This window comes from Bacillus sp. 220_BSPC, assembly GCF_001054655.1.
Lineage (GTDB): Bacteria > Bacillota > Bacilli > Bacillales > DSM-1321 > Peribacillus > Peribacillus frigoritolerans.
The window spans coordinates 75,739-90,249 of the sequence record NZ_JVPL01000185.1 but is presented as its reverse complement, the minus strand read 5'-3'; the positions used below and the strand labels follow the sequence as shown (position 1 = coordinate 90,249).

Sequence of the window (14,511 nt, the reverse complement as noted above, 5' to 3'; positions counted from 1 at the left end):
ACGGAAACATTAGCTTACAAATAAAATACTACAAAAATAAAAAGGCAATAGAGCAAGACTCTACCACCTTAAAGATTATACCATATATCATTGTGCTTTTCTTGCTAAAAAGGTTCCAGCCAGTAAAAAAGTTGGTATGGATGCCATTCCTATTACTAATAGCCAATCCCTTCCCGAAATCGGTACCGTATGAAAGATGGTTTGTAAAGGCTGCACATACATGACGGCTACCATCAATAATAGGGAGGATAGTACCGCCCCCACTAGATAAAGGTTACCGAATGGATTTCTCGAGAAGATCGAACGTTCACTTCGGCAATCGAATACATGTATAAGCTGAGCCAGGACCAGGGTAGCGAAAGCAATCGTTTGTGCATAAGCAAGGTTATCCGGATTTGCACGATATACAACATAAAATGCAATCAATGTGGAAACCCCTATCAGAAAACCGCGTGAGATGATCTTCCAGCCAAGCCCCCTTCCAAAAACACCTTCATTGGCATTTCTTGGATTCCTTTTCATTACATCTTCTTCTGCGGCATCCAGTCCCAATGCCATCGCGGGCAGTCCGTCGGTTACAAGGTTCACGAATAAGATCTGGATTGGTATCAATGGTAATGGCAAGGCGCATAGCATCGCAAAAAACATGACCAAAATCTCCCCAACATTGGAAGCAAGCAGGTAACGGATGAACTTCCTGATGTTTTCGTAAATATTCCTGCCTTCTTTGATGGCCGATTTTATTGTGGCAAAATTATCGTCAACCAATATCAAGGAAGAAGCTTCTTTAGCAACATCAGTCCCCGTGATGCCCATGGATATACCAATATCCGCTGATTTTATCGCAGGGGCATCATTGACACCATCCCCTGTCATTGCAACGACATGTCCTTTATTTTGCAAGGCTTTTACGATTTTCAACTTATGTTCCGGGGAAACTCGGGCAAATACCGAAACAGTTTCAACAACTTCCTCAAGTTCCCCGACTTCCATGTCCGCCAATTGCCGTCCTTCAAGTACACGGTCTTTTCCTTTTAAAATTCCAAGCTCTTTAGCAATTGCCTTTGCGGTTATCACATGGTCGCCTGTAATCATGACAGTTTTGATCCCGGCGTCCCTGCATTCCTTAACTGCCTGTTTCACCTCCGGACGAGGGGGATCGATCATGCCCTGCAGTCCCATGAAGGTCAAATTACGCTCAGCTTCGGTTTCATGCAGCAAAATCGTTCCTTTTGAAAGAGGTTTATAACCTACAGCAATCATTCTAAGTGCCTGCGAAGCAAGCCCATTCATGTCCTGTTGCACCCTTTCCTTACTCTCCCGATTTAATATTTCCGACCTTCCTTCCCAAAGAATCGTGTCGGACTGGGCAATCAATACGTCCGGGGCACCTTTTACGATAACGAAATGATTATCTTTATCATCCTTCACTATGACACTCATCATTTTGCGGCTCGAGTCAAATGGAAACTCCTTTACTATCGTAAACCTCTTAGATAGGTGTTCCCTCGTCAATCCCGCTTTCATTGCCGCGACCAACATCGCCCCTTCTGTCGGATCACCGTCTAGAATATATTGTTTACCATTCTCCTTTAACTCAGCTTTATTACAGAGCATGCCGAATGTAATTATTTGAAGCAAGGCATTATGGTTTTTCGGGGCAACTGAAACTCCCTCTAAAGAAAATTCTCCGACCGGATTGTAACCAGTACCGCCCACATCCCAAGTTTTTCCTCCACTCCAAACCTTCGTCACCGTCATTTTGTTTTGTGTCAGTGTACCTGTTTTATCTGAGCAAATCACTGTTGCACAGCCAAGCGTTTCTACGGCAGGAAGCTTACGGACAATTGCTTTTTGTTTGATCATACGCTGAACACCTAAAGACAAGGCTACGGTCACAATGGCTGGCAAGCCTTCGGGAATCGCCGCAACAGCCAAAGATACCCCGGCCAAAAACATCGTATAAAGATCATGTCCTTGAATGACACCAGTCAGGACCACGATTACAGTTAATATTAAGGCCGTGACGATCAAGATTTTGCCTAGCTGCTCCAACCTCCGTTGAAGCGGTGTTTCTTTTGTTTCTGCAGTCTGCAGGAGATCCGCAATCTTTCCCATCGCCGTATTCATTCCTGTAGCGATTACGATTCCGACTCCATTCCCTCTTGTCACCATCGTTCCCATAAAAGCCATATTTTCCTGATCACCGATACCTTCAACCTCATTCATCAATGGATCAGAACATTTAACGGCCGGGAGTGACTCGCCGGTAAGTGCCGACTCTTCTATTTCAAGGCTTGAATGGTCGATGATCCGTAAATCGGCACCAATACGGTCACCGCTCGAAAACTTCAGGATATCCCCTACAACCACTTCTCTCGATGGGATTTTCATCCACTGGCCATCTCGAAGCACGTTAACTTGCGGTGCAGCCATTTCCTTTAAGGCATCCAAGGATTTTTCTGCCTTCCGTTCTTGAAAAAAACCAAGTAATCCATTCAAAAAAACAATCGCCATGATGGCAATCGCATCGATATATTCACCCAATATCCCTGAAACCAATGTCGCGGCAAGTAAAACTATGACCATGAAATCTTTGAATTGGGCGAAAAATAAAAGAATGGCTGACTGTTTTTCTCCTTCCTTCAATTCGTTAAAACCGTTCTTTCGCAGCCTGTCCTTTACTACATCATCGTCCAAACCGTGTGTAACGTTTGTTTGAAGCGCTTTCTCCATTTCTTGATTATTCATTTCCCTGAACTCCATCAAGTATCACACATCCCTTTGAATAGAATGAAATAGGCTCCTGTATACATCTCAACAGGCGCTTTTTGCTTTACTCTTCCAACACCTGCCTGCTTACCGATACATAAAACAACCTGCTCTTCTTCCATGATTATTCAGACTCGTCCAAAATAATGCTATAATTAAACAGAATTGCGGAAAGAAGAACGATCCGGATAATTTTTTGTATGAACGAACTGTAATCATGATGAATGGACCAATTTTTTATTCAATATCAGGAAATAAAAAAAGCATCCATTCACTGTACCTGAACTGCTGCTTTCACCCAGTTCGCTAAAGTAATTGTGATTAACTAAAATGGGCAGCCGTGATGCATTTATAACGCCCGGCAAAAATGAGTTCTTAGAAAATCTTATGTAAAGGAAGTAAAAATAGAATGTCATTTGATGGATTATTTACAAAAGCGATGACGGAAGAAATCGCTTCTTTATTAGAAGGTGGACGAATCAATAAGGTACATCAGCCTTATAAAAATGAAGTAATACTGGTTGTTCGTGCTGGAGGTAAGAACCATAAGCTCTTATTATCAGCCCATCCAAGTTATTCGAGGGTGCAAATGACCGAAGAAAGTTATGAAAATCCCAAAGAGGCACCCATGTTCTGCATGCTTCTTAGGAAGCACCTCGAAGGCTATACGATAGAAAATATTTATCAATATGAACTTGATAGGATGATCATTTTTGAAGTGAAGGGCCGTAATGAGCTTGGCGATGTCTCTCAAAAGCAGTTAATCATCGAAATCATGGGGCGACACAGCAACATTGTTTTAGTAGATAAAGAACGAAATATGATTTTGGACAGTATTAAGCATGTTTCACATGCCGTCAACAGTTATCGGGCGATATTGCCCGGCCAGGAATATAAGGCTCCACCCGCACAGGAAAAGAATGATCCCTTCAAGGCTACCGAGGACGATATCAGGAAGAATATTGACTTCAATTCAGGAAAGCTGGATCGACAGCTTGTTGCCCATTTTTCAGGAGTTTCACCATTAGTTGCAAAGGAAGCCGTCTACCGGGCCGGACTTGCCAACAGCACGACCCTTCCAACAGCCTTTTTAAAGATTATCCAGGAAATCTCGGAACAGAAATATGCTGCCACGATCAAACAAGATGGAAATAAAGAAGTTTTTTATATGCTTTCACTAGAGCATCTGTCTGGGAATCAACGTACGTTTTCTTCATTGAGCGAGATGCTGGACCGCTATTACTTCGGAAAGGCAGAAAGAGATCGGGTTAAGCAAAAGAGTCAGGATGTAGAACGTTTCATTACTAATGAAATCGAAAAGAACTCAAAAAAAATCGGCAAGCTCGAACGTACATTGAAAGATACGGAACGCGGAGAACAGTATCAGTTGTTCGGTGAGCTGCTTACAGCTAATCTATATCAAATGAAAAAAGGCATGAAGGAAATAGAAGTCGTCAATTATTATGATGAAGAACAAAGTATGGTCACCATCCCGCTTGACCCATTAAAAAATCCGTCAGATAATGCACAAAAGTACTTCTCCAGATACCAAAAGTCCAAAAATGCAGTTGGAGTGGTCCAAGAACAAATCGAAAAAACAAAATTGGAATTGGCCTACTTCGAAGCCTTGCATCAGCAGCTCCAATCAGCGTCACCCAGGGATATAGAGGAGATTCGGGAAGAACTTCAGGAAGAAGGATACATTAGGCAAAAAAAGAAAAAAGGCATGAAAAAGCCTGCAAATGCAAAACCGCAGCTTGAAACATATTATGCTACGGATGGAGATCTCATTTTTGTCGGGAAGAATAATAAACAAAATGATTATTTAACGAATAAGTTTGCACGCCGTGATGAAATATGGCTTCATACCAAAGATATACCCGGCTCACATGTTGTGATTCGAAATGAATCGCCAAGTGAAAAAACAATAAAAGAGGCAGCCGTATTAGCAGCTTTCTTCAGTAAAGCAAAGCAATCGAGTTCAGTGCCCGTTGATTTCACACAGGTTCGCCATGTTAAGAAACCGAATGGTTCCAAGCCCGGGTTCGTAATCTATGACCAGCAGCAGACCGTTTATATTACACCGGATGCCGATACTGTCATACGCTTAAAGGAAGCGGTAAAAGAGTAAAAAAATAGAGGGGGCCCAGTCCTTAGTGATTGGGCCCCCTCTATTTTCATGCCAAAATCCAAGCTGTATCAGCCGGATTCTCCCGCCATTTTTTTAGCTTTTCCAATTCTTCTGCCGTGATGTACCCTTTATCATTAGCGACTTTTATCAAAGTAGAGTAGTCACTCAACGAATGGTTAATAATGCCCTCAGCTTCGAATTTTTCTTTTCCCTTTTCCAATTCGTAAGTAAAGATCGAAACGACTCCTAGAACATCACATCCAGCCTCTTTCAGCGCGTTAACAGCAGTAATCACACTTCCGCCGGTTGAAATCAAGTCTTCTACAACCACCACTTTTTGTCCTGGAACTGCGCGGCCTTCGATTTGATTGCCCTTTCCGTGCTCCTTGGCTTTGGATCGAACATAGCACATCGGTGCATTTAATTTTTCACTCACCCAAGCTGCATGCGGAATGCCGGCAGTTGCTGTGCCTGCAATCAGTTCAGCCTCAGGAAAATGCTGTTCAATCAAACCTTTCAATCCTTCCGCTATTTCATTGCGAACCTCTGGGTATGAAAGGGTTAAGCGATTATCACAATAAATGGGTGATTTAATTCCAGATGCCCAAGTAAAGGGGTCATTCGGCTGTAGGTACACTGCTTTTATTTCCAATAGATGTTCAGCTATCTTATTATTTAACATGATATTCCCTCCCAAGCTGCTTTCATATCCAAATACGCCCTTAATGGATCTGCCGCCCCCGTAATGGCTCTCCCTACAACGATGGCATCCGCTCCAAAATCCCTAGCTTGTTCAGGCGTGGCAATTCTCTTTTGATCATGCGTCTGTCCACCTGCACTTCGGATTCCAGGTGTGACGGTTAAGAATTCATGACCGATGCGTTCATGTATGTTCTTTACTTCATGGGTAGAACAGACGACGCCATCCAATCCTGCCTGTCTAGTAAGGTTTGCATAATGGAGAACCGAATCTTCCAGAGACCCGGCAATGTTTTGCTCAGCATTCATTTGTTCTTGTGACGTACTCGTCAGTTGGGTAACCCCAATGCATAATGGACGTTTTTTACCAGCGGACGTCCCCTTATCCAGACCTTCCATGGCTGCTTCCATCATCTTTTGTCCACCTGCCGCATGTACATTGACCATGTCAGCGCCTAAAGCTGCCAATCCAGTCATGGCCATTTTAACGGTATTTGGAATATCATGAAGCTTCAAGTCCAAAAACACATCGTGGCCTTGCTCCTTTACGAAAGAAACGATTGATGGACCATTTTGATAAAATAATTCCATCCCCACTTTTACAGCCAGTTTTTCCGAATGGAACTGTTTTAGGAATGTCTCCGTTTGAAGGAGGTCAGGGAAATCAAGAGCGATTATTAGTGACTGTTTCATTTTGCTTCCAGCTCCTTCCGGTACATTCTGAAATATGGTCAAATCCCAGCTCATCCAACAATTTTGGTAATTCTTCGATGATGGTCGGGCAAACAAAGGGATCCACGAAATTCGCGGTTCCCACCGCAACAGCACTGGCACCCGCATAGAAAAATTCAATGACGTCTTCCGCCGTAGCGATGCCGCCCATTCCGATTATTGGAATAGAAACTTGCTGGCTAACCTCATAAATCATCCGGAGCGCTACAGGTTTTATTGCAGGACCAGATAATCCACCCGTTCTGTTAGAAAGGATCGGTTTGCCCGTTTTTAAATCCAATCGCATGCCGACTAATGTATTTATCATTGTCAACCCGTCGGCCCCGCCATCTTCAACCGCTTTGGCCATATCCACAATATTACTGACATTCGGTGAAAGCTTCACATAGACTGGGACGGAAGATACTTCCTTTACCGCCTTGGTTACCTCTTTGGCAACTTCCGGTACCGTACCGAAAGCTATGCCTCCTTCTTTTACATTCGGACAAGAGATATTCAATTCAAGTGCTTTCACATTCCCCTCCTTACTTATTTCACTGGAAACTTTTACATAGTCATCTATTTGCGAACCTGCAACGTTGGCAATGATGGGAACATCATACCTACTTAGCCAGGCCAGTTCTTCACTGATCACCTTTTCCAAGCCTGGATTCTGCAGACCGATGGCGTTCAGCATTCCCGAAGAGGTTTCCGCAACTCGCGGAGTCGGGTTACCGAACCTCGGCTCAGGAGTGGTCGCTTTGATCATGATCGCCCCAAGAATATCCAAGTCGAAAAATTGACTGTATTCACGGCCGAATCCAAAGCATCCAGATGCTGGCATGACCGGGTTTTTCAAGTGTAATCCTGGTAATTCAACTGAAAGCCTGCTCATAATACCACCTCTCCTGCCCGGAATACGGGTCCATCGCTGCAAACCTTTTTATAACTGAAACCAGTTGGATCATCCCCTGTATGACACACGCAAGCAAAGCATGCACCGATGCCGCATCCCATCCTTTCCTCAAGGGACAGGAAAAGCTTTTTCTCACGATAGCCCGCTTCCAAGGCTCTTAACATTGGTGTAGGCCCGCATGAAAAGATCGTTGCAAACTCTTGCTCCAGATTGTCTATTACAGTCGTAACAAATCCTTTTGTCCCGTATGAACCATCCACAGTGGCAATATAGGTATCACCTAATTCACTGAATTCTTTTTCGTAAAAGATGGCTGACTTGGTCTGGAAGCCCAATACATGGATTACCGTAACACCTTTCGCAACCAACATTTGTGATAATTGATACAGGGGCGGGACACCAATCCCGCCGCCAACCAATAATGCCGTTTCACCCTGTTTAGCCTCATGAACGGGAAATCCGTTGCCAAGGGGTCCAAGGATATCGACCGCTTCCGCCTCTTTACGCTGCGATAACAATGTCGTTCCTTTACCTTCAGCCCGGTATATCATCGTGAACTGTTTTTCACTGCTGTTGTAAGAAGAAATCGAAATCGGGCGTCTTAACAATGGCTCAGTGCCTTCTGTTGTCTTGACTTGGACAAACTGGCCTGGTTGATTCATCTCTGAAACCAATTCACCTTGCAGGGTAAGTTCAAAGATGGATGGGGCCAGTTCCTTATGATTTAACACCTTCATTCTTTCCTTCTTGATCATATATAGCTCACCTCACGACTTTTTTCCGTTTTTCCCATTGCTTCTGCCGAGAAGGTCATGGATTCTATCACTCTTAAAATGGCTTCTGCCGTATCAAGTGATGTTAGGCATGTCACTCCATTTTCAACCGATTCACGTCGGATTCTGAAACCATCCCGTGCCGGTTGCTTACCTTTTGTCAAAGTATTTATGACAAATTGCGCATCCCCGTTCCGGATGACATCCAGCAGGTTTGTACCTTCTTCGCCAATTTTTCCGACAATCGCAGTCGGGATTCCTGATTGCTCCAATAGGGCAGCAGTTCCGCTGGTGGCTATCAGCTTGAAGCCGATATTATGGAAACGCCTTGCTAAAAGCAGCGCTTCTTGCTTATCTTTATCCGATATCGTCAATAACACCGAACCATGCCCCTTGATCTTGAAACCGGAAGCGACCAGCCCTTTATATAAAGCTTTTTCAAGGGTGCTATCTTTCCCCATTACTTCACCGGTCGATTTCATTTCAGGTCCGAGTGAGATGTCCACACCTCTTAATTTCGCAAATGAGAAGACCGGCACTTTCACATAGACCCCAGTTTGTTCTGGCACTAACCCCGATTTGTAACCTTGGCTTTCAAGCGTGTGGCCCAAGATGACCTTCGTGGCTAAGTTAGCCATCGGCACATTCGTAATTTTACTTAAGAATGGAACGGTTCGGCTGGAACGTGGATTTACTTCAATCACATACACTTCTTCATTGCTGATGACATATTGAATGTTCAAGAGACCAATTATATTCAAGCCTTTTGCCAATCGGGTCGTATAATCAATGATTACTTCTTTTTGTTTCTCCGTTAAGTTTTGTGGCGGATAGACTGCAATCGAGTCACCTGAATGGACGCCGGCGCGCTCAATATGCTCCATGATCCCAGGGATAACGACCGTTTCGCCATCGGAAATACCATCCACTTCGATTTCCTTACCCGTTAAGTAGCGGTCTATCAGGACAGGATGATCCGGATTTATTTTCACGGCATTTTTCATGTAATGCAGCAATTCTTCTTGTTTATAGACGATTTCCATCGCTCTTCCTCCGAGGACATACGATGGCCTTACTAAAACCGGGTACCCGATATCTTCAGCGATGACGATCGCTTCATCAACCGATGTTGCAGTTTTGCCCTTTGGCTGAGGGATGCCTAAATCCTTAAGTGCTTTTTCAAATTTATTTCGATTTTCCGCCCTATCCAGGTCTTCAAGTGAAGTACCAAGGATTTTCACTCCTCTTTCAACAAGACCATCTGCAAGGTTGATTGCTGTCTGTCCGCCAAACTGGACGATGACCCCTTCCGGTTTTTCCAAATCGATGACATGCATGACATCTTCAATAGTCAATGGTTCGAAATAAAGTTTGTCGGAGATACTGAAATCCGTCGAAACTGTTTCTGGATTGTTGTTGATGATGATCGCTTCATATCCCGCTTCCTTAATGGCCCATACCGAGTGTACGGTCGCATAATCAAACTCTACTCCTTGCCCGATCCGAATTGGGCCTGATCCCAGAACAATGACACTTTTCTTGTCAGTGACGATGGATTCATTCTCATCTTCGTATGTCCCATAAAAATACGGAGTTTCCGATTCGAATTCGGCAGCACATGTATCAACCATTTTGTAAACAGGGATGATTCCTTGCTGTTTCCGGTATTCATAGACATCAATTTCGGGAACTCCCCATATTTCTGCGATTGTTTTGTCAGAAAACCCTAGTTCTTTAGCCTTTTGCAATACTTCACAATCAAAAGAATGTTCTTTAAGCTGCTTTTCAAAGTCGATTATCTTTTTCAACTTATGCAAGAAGAATAAATCGATCTGGCTCCATTCGTGGATGGTTTCGATCGTTTTTCCCCTTCTTAACGCTTCACCGATATAGAATAACCGTTCATCTCCGGCTTTTCTGATCCGTTTCTCTATCTTTCCATCCTCAAACTCGTCATTCAAATTAAGATGGAATATACCCGCTTCAAGGGAACGCACAGCTTTTAAGATTGATTCCTCGAATGTACGGCCGATTGCCATGACTTCTCCTGTCGCTTTCATTTGGGTACCGAGCCTACGGTTGGCGCTTTCGAACTTATCGAAAGGCCAGCGCGGAATTTTCGTAACGACATAGTCCAGTGCCGGTTCAAAGCTGGCATAGGTTTTGCCAGTGACAGGGTTCATCATTTCATCGAGCGTCAAACCAACGGCTATCTTTGCTGCTAGCTTTGCAATTGGATACCCAGTCGCTTTTGAAGCAAGTGCCGAAGAACGGCTGACCCTTGGGTTCACTTCAATGACATAATATTGATAGCTGTTTGGATCTAGCGCAAGCTGAACATTACATCCACCTTCAATTTTCAAGGCGCGGATAATCTTCAAAGACGTATTTCGAAGCATTTGATACTCTCTGTCACTTAATGTTTGGCTTGGGGCCGCAACGATTGAATCGCCTGTATGGACACCGACAGGATCGAAGTTTTCCATATTACAAACAACTATTGCATTATCATTGGAATCACGCATCACTTCATATTCCACTTCTTTGAAACCGGCAATGCTCTTCTCAAGCAGACATTGGTGAACCGGGCTGCTTTTCAGGCCACCCTCAACGATCTCGATAAGCTGCTCTTCGTTATCACAAATCCCACCGCCTGTTCCGCCAAGCGTGAAGGCTGGACGAACAATGACCGGATAGCCGACTCGTTCAACGAATGTATAAGCTTCTTCCAGGTTATGAATAATGTCGCTGTCAGGCACTGGTTCCCCCAGATCGTTCATTAGCGTACGGAAAAGGTCACGGTCTTCCGCTTGTTGGATAGCCGAAAGTTTGGTCCCAAGAATTTGGACATTGCATTCTTCCAGGATTCCTGATTCGGCAAGCTCAACTGCCATGTTCAAGCCAGTCTGTCCGCCCAAGGTAGGTAACAGTGCATCCGGGCGCTCTTTACGAATGATTTTGCTGACAAATTCCAATGTGATCGGTTCGATATAAACCGCGTCAGCCATTTCAGTGTCTGTCATGATTGTCGCAGGGTTAGAGTTAATCAGGATCACTCGATAGCCTTCTTCTTTTAAGGCTATACACGCTTGGGTTCCTGCATAATCGAACTCGGCGGCCTGTCCGATGACGATCGGACCGGAACCAATTACTAGGATGCTTTTTATATCATTGCGTTTTGGCATGTTTTTTCCCCCTTGTTGGTTGCAGCTTCAATCATTTGTAAGAATTCATTGAATAGGTAGTTGGCATCTTCCGGACCTGGTGATGCTTCCGGGTGATATTGTACGGTGAAAGCTGGATACTTTTTATGGCGCAGACCTTCAATCGTATCGTCATTCAATGCTGTATGTGTCACAATAAGATCTGTACTTTCAATGGAAAGCTCTTCAACTGTATATCCATGATTTTGAGATGTGATGGATACCTTTCCGGTACGAAGGTCCCTAACCGGATGATTCGAACCTCGATGGCCGAATTTTAATTTTGCCGTATCCGCCCCGTTTGCAAGTGCGAATAATTGATGTCCTAAACAGATTCCGAATAACGGTACTTGCGTTTGGATTGTACGGATCATTTCGAGCGTCTCATGAACACTTTTCGGATCTCCAGGGCCGTTTGAAAGCATCACGCCATCCGGATGGTATTGCATCACTTCTTCGGCCGTGACGTTATAAGGGACAACCACGACATCACAGCCGCGCTTCGTCAACTCACGTAAAATCCCATGCTTCATGCCGTAGTCTACAAGAACAACCCGCGGGCCTCTGCCCGGGCTGGAATAAGGTGCTTTTGTTGAAACCTGTTTTACCTGATTAGAAGGAATCACTGTTGCCTTCAATTGGGAAACCACTTCACTTGCATCTTTATTGATATTGCAAAGCGCCCCTTTTAGTGCACCTGATTTCCTGATGATTCTTGTCAGCTTTCTCGTATCGATTCCGCTTATTCCAGGTATGTTCTTCATTTTCAGATATTCATCTAGTGATAATTGGTTTCGCCAGTTGGAAGGAAGTTCTGCTGTTTCCTTAACGACGAATCCTGCTATGGCTGGATTGATGGATTCAAAGTCATCACGGTTTATCCCGTAATTCCCGATTAATGGATACGTAAGTGTAACGATTTGACCGCAATACGATGGATCGGATAGAATCTCTTGGTAACCGGTCATTCCTGTGTTAAAAACGACTTCACCTATTTTTTCTACGTCCCCGCCGAATGCTTCCCCAAGGAATACTGTCCCATCTTCTAAAATTAGCTGTCTTTTCATCCTTGAACACGTCCTTTTTCCCAAGCTATTTTTCCTTCTGCAATCGTCATGACCGGCCAGCCATAACATTTCTTTTCATTAAAAGGTGTATTTTTCCCTTTTGAAGCAAACTCTTCAGCATTGATTTCTTTTTCCGTTTCCAAATCGATGAGTACGATATCCGCAGTAGCACCTTCTTTTAGCTTTCCATAAGGAAGGGAGAAGCTTTCGGATGGTTTGATTGTCATGAAATCGATCAATTGCTTTAATGTTATGACGCCCTTTTTAACCAATTCGGTGTAAAGCAGCGGGAAGGCCGTTTCCAATCCTACGATTCCGAAAGGAGCCAGCTGCATTCCCTGCGCCTTTTCCTCTGCCGCATGCGGGGCATGGTCTGTTGCTATAAAATCGATGGTTCCGTCAAGCAGTCCTTCAATCAACGCGTCCCGATCTTCACGGCCCCTTAATGGCGGGTTCATTTTATAATTCGTATCAAGTCCCGGTATATCATCTTCACATAATAATAAGTGATGCGGTGTTACTTCGGCGGTAACGCGGATACCTGCACGCTTTGCATCCCTTACCGTCCTTACCGATTCCTTTGTGGATATATGGCACACGTGATAATGACAGTCTGCCGCTTCGGCAAGAAGTATATCCCGGGCGATATGTACAGCTTCACATACCGACGGAATTCCATTGATCCCCTGTTCTTTTGAGAATCTTCCTTCATGGACGGAGCCTTTATTGATTAAGCTATTGTCTTCACAATGAGCAACAATGGCCATATCTTGAGCGGCTGCCCGTTTCATCGCTTCCAGCATCATCCCGGCTTCTTGAATTCCTACGCCATCGTCTGTAAAGGCGAAAGCACCCGTTTGTTTTAGTGAAGCAAAGTCGGTCAGCTCCTTGCCAGCTTCCCTAATCGTAATGGATGCATATGGGAGTACCCTGACATGAGCCGTTTCTTCAATTTTCCTGTTAAGCGCTTCTAGGTTCTCCACTGTATCAGGAACTGGCCTTGTATTAGGCATCGCCGCTACCGTAGTGAAACCGCCTCTTGCCGCTGCAAGCGTCCCGCTTGCGATTGTTTCCTTATGTTCACCGCCCGGTTCGCGTAAATGGACATGCAGGTCAACAAGCCCAGGTGTAATCAGTAATCCTCCAGCGTCAACTACGTTACAATTTTCCGTCGCCAAGTTCTCGCCGATCTTTGTGATGACCTTGCCTTCTATCTCAATGTCCGCTTTTTTGAATGAGTTTTGATTATCTAGCAATACTCCATTTTTGATTACTGTTTTCATGGATGTTTCCCCCTTCGGTTTGTTCAAGCACATTTTTTAATACGGCCATTCTAATGAACACGCCATTTTCCATTTGTTTAAAAATTCTCGAGCGGCTGCATTCGACTAAATCACTGTCTATTTCAACACCGCGGTTTATTGGTGCAGGATGCATGATGATCGCATCCGGTTTCATATTTTTTTCACGTTGTTTGGTCAGGCCGAATTTTTCCAGGTAATCTCCATTTGCCTGATCGTATTTATCAATATGCCTTTCATGCTGTATTCTGAGCAGCATGACCACATCCGATGTAGCTACCGCATGATCGATGTCTTCATACCTTCCCAAACTGTTTGTTCTGTCAAACCATTCAGGCGGACCCGAAAATACGACATTCGCTCCTAAACGAGTCAGTGCTTCTGCATTCGAATTCGCAACCCGACTATGCCTTACATCACCGATTATCGCAATCTTCAGACCTTTGAAACTTTTAAACTCTTGTTTAATCGTCAATAAGTCCAGTAATGATTGGGTTGGGTGATTTCCGCAGCCATCCCCTGCATTGATTATTGGAATCCCGATCTTCTCATTCAATTCGTCAAAATAATTATCCTGTTCATGACGGATGATCAAGGCATTTACACCTATCGCTTCTAACGTTTTAACTGTGTCATATAAGGTTTCGCCTTTTAACACGGATGATGTACCCGCATCAAAAGGAATGACCTCAAGTCCCAATTTTCTTTCAGCCATTTCAAAGCTTGATTTTGTACGTGTACTTGGTTCAAAGAAGAGATTGGCAACTGTGGTCAGCTGCTTTGGAATCCAGCTGGTTCCGTTGGCAAAACACTCTGCCTCATGTAAAATCCCTTCAATCTCACTTATTGTCAATTCATTCATGGTCAATAATTTTTTCATCGATCCTGCTCCTCTCACATTTGTGATGCGGGGCATAAAAAACACCCCGCCATTAAGG

11 protein-coding genes are annotated in these 14,511 nt (G+C 44.1%); 1 reads left to right on the top strand and 10 read right to left on the bottom strand.

Going from position 1 to position 14,511, the window contains the following annotated elements; translation table 11 throughout:
* Window positions 1-87 precede the first annotated feature (87 nt).
* Together ADA55_RS13550 and ADA55_RS31020 are read right to left on the bottom strand one after the other, a co-directional pair.
* Window positions 88-2,766 (bottom strand): calcium-translocating P-type ATPase, SERCA-type, encoded by a 2,679-nt coding sequence (locus tag ADA55_RS13550; protein WP_048684670.1) that lies wholly within the window; start codon window positions 2,764-2,766, stop codon window positions 88-90.
* Window positions 2,766-2,894: a hypothetical protein gene (locus ADA55_RS31020; protein ID WP_262869245.1), complete on the bottom strand. Its 129-nt coding sequence runs from the start codon at window positions 2,892-2,894 to the stop codon at window positions 2,766-2,768. Before ADA55_RS31020 ends, ADA55_RS13550 begins: the two co-directional genes overlap by 1 nt.
* 287 nt (window positions 2,895-3,181) lie before the next feature.
* Between ADA55_RS31020 and ADA55_RS13545 the strand changes: the two genes are divergently transcribed.
* Window positions 3,182-4,903, top strand: coding sequence for an Rqc2 family fibronectin-binding protein (locus ADA55_RS13545; protein ID WP_048684630.1), 1,722 nt, complete (start codon window positions 3,182-3,184; stop codon window positions 4,901-4,903).
* Between the two features lie 46 nt (window positions 4,904-4,949).
* On the opposite strand, the gene pyrE is transcribed toward ADA55_RS13545, so the two are convergent.
* From pyrE to ADA55_RS13505, 8 genes are read right to left on the bottom strand one after another with little or no spacing between them, the layout of a single operon-like run.
* Complete coding sequence (gene pyrE / locus ADA55_RS13540; protein ID WP_048684628.1) at window positions 4,950-5,585, bottom strand: orotate phosphoribosyltransferase; 636 nt, start codon at window positions 5,583-5,585, stop codon at window positions 4,950-4,952.
* On the bottom strand, window positions 5,579-6,295 hold the full coding sequence (gene pyrF / locus ADA55_RS13535; protein WP_048684626.1) for an orotidine-5'-phosphate decarboxylase: 717 nt from the start codon (window positions 6,293-6,295) through the stop codon (window positions 5,579-5,581). Before pyrF ends, pyrE begins: the two co-directional genes overlap by 7 nt.
* Window positions 6,267-7,208 carry a dihydroorotate dehydrogenase gene (locus tag ADA55_RS13530; RefSeq protein WP_048684624.1) on the bottom strand — a complete coding sequence of 314 codons (942 nt, stop codon included), beginning with the start codon at window positions 7,206-7,208 and terminating at the stop codon, window positions 6,267-6,269. Before ADA55_RS13530 ends, pyrF begins: the two co-directional genes overlap by 29 nt.
* Window positions 7,205-7,984 carry a dihydroorotate dehydrogenase electron transfer subunit gene (locus ADA55_RS13525; RefSeq protein WP_048684621.1) on the bottom strand — a complete coding sequence of 260 codons (780 nt, stop codon included), beginning with the start codon at window positions 7,982-7,984 and terminating at the stop codon, window positions 7,205-7,207. The genes ADA55_RS13530 and ADA55_RS13525 overlap by 4 nt, the downstream gene beginning before the upstream one ends.
* On the bottom strand, window positions 7,981-11,187 hold the full coding sequence (carB, locus tag ADA55_RS13520) for a carbamoyl-phosphate synthase large subunit (RefSeq protein ID WP_048684619.1): 3,207 nt from the start codon (window positions 11,185-11,187) through the stop codon (window positions 7,981-7,983). The genes ADA55_RS13525 and carB overlap by 4 nt, the downstream gene beginning before the upstream one ends.
* Window positions 11,166-12,272: a carbamoyl phosphate synthase small subunit gene (locus ADA55_RS13515; RefSeq protein ID WP_048684617.1), complete on the bottom strand. Its 1,107-nt coding sequence runs from the start codon at window positions 12,270-12,272 to the stop codon at window positions 11,166-11,168. Before ADA55_RS13515 ends, carB begins: the two co-directional genes overlap by 22 nt.
* Window positions 12,269-13,555 (bottom strand): dihydroorotase, encoded by a 1,287-nt coding sequence (locus ADA55_RS13510; protein WP_048684614.1) that lies wholly within the window; start codon window positions 13,553-13,555, stop codon window positions 12,269-12,271. Before ADA55_RS13510 ends, ADA55_RS13515 begins: the two co-directional genes overlap by 4 nt.
* The gene (locus tag ADA55_RS13505; protein WP_048684612.1) at window positions 13,518-14,453 is read right to left on the bottom strand and encodes an aspartate carbamoyltransferase catalytic subunit; all 936 of its coding nucleotides are present in this window, start codon (window positions 14,451-14,453) and stop codon (window positions 13,518-13,520) included. The genes ADA55_RS13510 and ADA55_RS13505 overlap by 38 nt, the downstream gene beginning before the upstream one ends.
* Window positions 14,454-14,511: the final 58 nt, after the last annotated feature.